Origin of the sequence: Variovorax sp. KK3 (assembly GCF_001984055.1) — a bacterium.
Taxonomy (GTDB): Bacteria; Pseudomonadota; Gammaproteobacteria; order Burkholderiales; family Burkholderiaceae_C; genus Variovorax.
The window spans coordinates 1-4,305 of record NZ_LYVO01000158.1 but is presented as its reverse complement, the minus strand read 5'-3'; the positions used below and the strand labels follow the sequence as shown (position 1 = coordinate 4,305).

The window sequence follows — 4,305 nt, the reverse complement described above, 5'->3', positions numbered from 1 at the left end:
ATCCCACCCACCCCGCTTCAGCTTCACCTCGAACAACGACGTCGTATCCGACACCTCGTTCGCCGTCGCCACGTAGTAGCGCCCGCGCCGCTTGAACGCCGTGAGCCCTTCCACCGACAGGTCGCCTTCGCTCACGATCATGTCGAGGTATTCCACGTCCTTCGGGTCGGTGATGTCGAACACCGCGATGGCGGACTTCAACGTGCGCTCAAGCCCCACGAAGGCCAGCACGCGGCCCTTGATGCGCAGCAGGGTCAGGCCTTCGGGCTCCACGCCCTTGTTGTCGCTGCGGCTGTCGTCGTAGATGCCCAGGCGGATGGCCTCGGCGTCGAGCTTGCTGCCGCTGTCGTACACCAGCTTGCCGTCGGCGCGGCGGATCGACATCGAATGGCCTCCGAAGGCCACCAGCGGGCCGCCGCGGGCCGAGTCGACGTTGGACATCGTCAGGCGGCCCAGCTCGCTGCCGTCGGGCACGTATTCGATGGTGGCGTTGCCGGCCGAGCCGCGGCGCTCGTCTTCGGAGTCGCCCTCGCCGTTGTCGCGCGAATCGCCTTCGTTGGCCATCACCAGGTAGGTGTCGCCGCGGTATTCGTACGACGCGATGGCGTCGGGCTGGTACAGGCCCTTGACCGGGACGCTGCGCAGCTGGATCACGCCGTCCTGGTCGTTGGGGTCGATCTCGTTGCCGGGCAGCGAGAAGTCCTTGAGGCCCAGGGAGTAGATCTTTTCGAAGCGGCGGCTGCGCAGGTTGAGCACCGCCACGCCGTTGGCTTCTTGCAGGCCCACGTAGGCGTAGCGGCTGTCCTTGTCGACGGTGATGTACTCGGGCTCGGGGCCATAGCGGCTGTACGTGGCGGGCTGCGTGGGCAGCGTGCCGGCGGCGGGGAACAGGCGCAGCTGCTGATAGCCGGGGATCGACGGGTCGAGCGGCACGTCGACCACGTCGCGCCGGCGCACGTCGATGATGCTCACGCTGCCCACCGGATCGTCGGCCGACAAGCCCGCGGCGGTCGGCCGCGGATTGGGCGTGCCCTCGTTGGCCACCAGCACCTGGCGGCCGTCGGGCGTGAAGGTCAGCATGTCGGGCAAGGCCCCCACCGTGACCGGCGCGCCGGCCTGGCGCCGGTTCTTGGTGTCGTAGAACACCACCACGCCGGGGCGCGTGCGGTCCAGCGCGTTCTCGATGGCGAAGGCGGCCAAGCCGTCGTGAATGGCAACGCTGTTGACCAGCCCGAACTGGCTCACGTCGATGTGCGCCACGCGCTGGCCGGTGTCGCGGTCGAGCACGTCGACGCCGAGAACGCCGGCGACCCACAGGGTGTCGGTGCGCTCGTCGAAGGTGACGATCTCGGATTTCTGGCCCGGCACGCCGGGCTGGTGGGCGAATTGCCAGAGGCGTTGGACTTGGACTTCGACGCGGCGGTCAGGGCGCTGGTGGGCTGTCGCTGACGGGGCGTGGAGGAGGGTGAGGGTGGTGAGGGCGGCTGTTGCGAGGGCGCGGGTGAGTTGGGATGGGGGGAGCGGCATGGCGAGCACCTGTAGACGAAAGTTTGTCGGCGGGGTGAGGCTCGCTTGGGGGTGTGACGGGTTTGTGACAAGGGCCTAGCCGTGAGGCTGGTCACGCATGCCTGCATGGCCGACCCACTACCACCTCCTGCACGGACGTCGAAATGTGTGAGCGGTTCAGCCAGAAGACGCCTAATGTCGCTTAAACGCAGCCCATCGCCGATCCCCGCTCATCAGCAGGCGCATTGACCATTTGCGCGCGCAGTAATGCGTCAAAATCTAAAACCGAGCGAGCTCAATGGCTTACGCGAAGAGCAACTCGACTTCACCGCCAACCGACCACTATCGTCCAAGATCAATATGCATCCCATATCATCAATTCAATTAAAACTCGGAACGCGGCATCAAGATTTGCTTGACATAGACAACCCGGCAGTAACGGTATTTATTGGCCCAAACAACTCTGGAAAGAGCATGCTACTGAGAGAGCTTCAAGCTTTTCTCCTAATGGGACATGCGTCCCCAACGCTTCTTCTAAACAACATCAAATTAAACACCCCGTCAACTGAAGCCAGATTGTTCATGGTTGCGCGCCTATTAAAACTTGAAGGCATTCCCGCAGACATTGACGACGAGAGCAGTTTCAGTATTACTCGCTCATCAACCCAATATGGCACTAGTAAATCAGATCTCTACATGCGTTCTGGCGAAATAAGCAATGCTGAATTCTTCAGCTTGTTCATGCGTCACGAAATTCTTATGCTTGATGGCGCAAGTAGACTCGGCTTGGTATCACAAAGAGCAGTTCAGTCGTATGAGCAGGCTCAGAACAACTTCGCACGCCTCTTTATTGACGACGATATGCGAAGCAAACTTAGAACGGTGCTTTTTGGAGCGTTCAAACAACATTTAGTAATTGACGCCAGCTCAACGCCCGGCAATTTAATATTGCGATATTGCAAGATGCCTCTTCCTAGCGCCCAAATTGAGCGCAGCCTAACAAGCGACGCAATCCGATATCAAGCATCCGGCGAGCGGCTCGAGACCATGAGCGATGGGGTGAAGGCACTCACTGGAATATTGGTAGAACTATATGCTGGCGATCCTCGCGTATTAATCGTTGACGAACCCGAAGCGTTCCTGCACCCGTCGCTCGCCCGCCTTCTCGGCAGCGAGATAGCGCGTCCAGCAGCAGAAACCGTCGCAGATAAAAATGTCTTTATTGCGACCCATAGTGCAAATTTTTTGATGGGCTGCGTTCAAGCTGGGTCAAACGTCAACATAGTTCGCTTAACTTACAACAATGGGGTGGCAACAGGCAGAATTCTCAATGCAAATAAAGTCAAGACGCTATTCCGCAACCCGTTGCTTCGTTCAGTGAACGCTGTCGAAGCACTCTTTTTTGACTCCGTCATAGTAGTCGAAGCCGATAGTGATCGAGCATTTTATGATGAGATCAATCATAGACTAGTCGCCTCACATGACCCACGCGGGATCTCGAATTGCCTATTTCTCAGAGCTCAAAATAAGCAAACAGTCGCAGATATAGTTAGACCTTTGCGAGCACTAGGAATTCCCACTGCAGGAATTTTGGACATTGATGCGTACAAAGAAGGAGGGTCTGTATGGAGTAAGCTGACAACAGCAATTGGCGTCCCAGCGAGCTCACACCAAGGTTTGTCAGCCATGAGATCTCACGTCAAGAAGGCTTTTGAAGCGATTAATAAAGATCCAAAACGAAATGGCGGCATTGATATCCTCGATCCGGCCGAGCGAAAAGGCGCAGAAGACCTGTTCGACCAGCTTGGCCTTTACGGGTTATTCGTTGTCCGTCGAGGCGAGTTGGAAAGCTGGTTACCGGGCATGTCGACAAAATCTGGTAAATCGGACTGGGTAGTTGATATCTTCGAGAAATTGGGCGAAGACCCCTCGTCTGCAAGCTACGTCCGTCCTGCGGAGGGAGACGTTTGGAGCTTTATAGGAGAAATAGGAAGTTGGTTTCGCAACCCGCAACGGAGAGGGATGTAGGGCTCGGGTCGGCCGCTTCCGGTGAATGCGGCGCTAAGAAGCACTAGTGCGACCGCACATCTAGGGCCAGTGTCAGTTTGGAGACTGGCACATCAAGCGCATGTGCCAAACGCGCGATGTTGTGAAGCCCAATGTTGCGCTCGCCCCGCTCGACCGAACTCACGTAGTTCGTATGCAGTTCCGCAAGCTCCGCCAGTTGCTCCTGCGTCAACAGCAACTGTTCTCGGCGCGCCCGAACAGCCGCACCGAACAAGGCTTGGACCTTGTCTTTGGCTGGCGGTTTGGAGCGCGGTTTTGGCACCGCGCGAGTCTCCCGGCACTCACACTATAAGTACACACACTATGAGTGTGATTGGGGCATACTACGCCGCCTGCTGGATTCCGAGGACCACCTCAAAGCCAGCATGAGCAATGCACGAAATCTGGCAACCGGGAGAGAAGCACATGGAGCCACTTGGGCAGGACGAGCAGGAGCTTCGGCTTCCCCTGATCCTCACGGAACGCAAACACTTCGAAGTCGTCCGCGACTTGGTCCACGCTGGCCAAGCCCAAGCGGTGATGAAGCTGGTCGCAGACCCTTACGGCGGCTGCTTGCCCGTGGCCGGCGTGGTCGTCAGCGAGATCACGCCGGAAGCCTGGCAGACACTGCAAGCGCGGCTGCGGGAATGAGGAGCGCAGCCCCGGCAGCGCTGGCTTGGTGACGGCCAACGCGCAAGCAAGGCCCGCAGGCACGAGCTGGAATCAGCCCGCCTCCCTCCCCCACTTGTTGCG

General features: G+C 58.7%; 4 protein-coding genes. 2 read left to right on the top strand and 2 right to left on the bottom strand.

Annotation, left to right across the window (positions count from 1 at the left end; translation table 11 throughout):
• Nucleotides 1–1,368: choice-of-anchor I family protein (locus B0W80_RS33770; RefSeq protein ID WP_077003502.1), on the bottom strand; the 1,368-nt coding region annotated here is incomplete at its 3' end.
• Between the two features lie 405 nt (nt 1,369–1,773).
• Here B0W80_RS33770 and B0W80_RS33765 point away from each other — a divergent pair.
• Nucleotides 1,774–3,534 (top strand): ATP-dependent endonuclease, encoded by a 1,761-nt coding sequence (locus B0W80_RS33765; RefSeq protein WP_083745812.1) that lies wholly within the window; start codon nt 1,774–1,776, stop codon nt 3,532–3,534.
• A gap of 43 nt (nt 3,535–3,577) precedes the next feature.
• Here B0W80_RS33765 and B0W80_RS33760 read toward each other — a convergent pair whose 3' ends face one another.
• Nucleotides 3,578–3,835: a helix-turn-helix domain-containing protein gene (locus B0W80_RS33760; RefSeq protein ID WP_179107099.1), complete on the bottom strand. Its 258-nt coding sequence runs from the start codon at nt 3,833–3,835 to the stop codon at nt 3,578–3,580.
• Nucleotides 3,836–3,945: 110 nt separating this feature from the next.
• On the opposite strand from B0W80_RS33760, the gene B0W80_RS33755 reads away from it, so the two are divergent.
• Entirely contained in the window at nt 3,946–4,203 is a 258-nt protein-coding gene (locus tag B0W80_RS33755; protein WP_077003499.1) for a hypothetical protein, read from the top strand.
• The last annotated feature ends 102 nt before the right edge of the window (nt 4,204–4,305 follow it).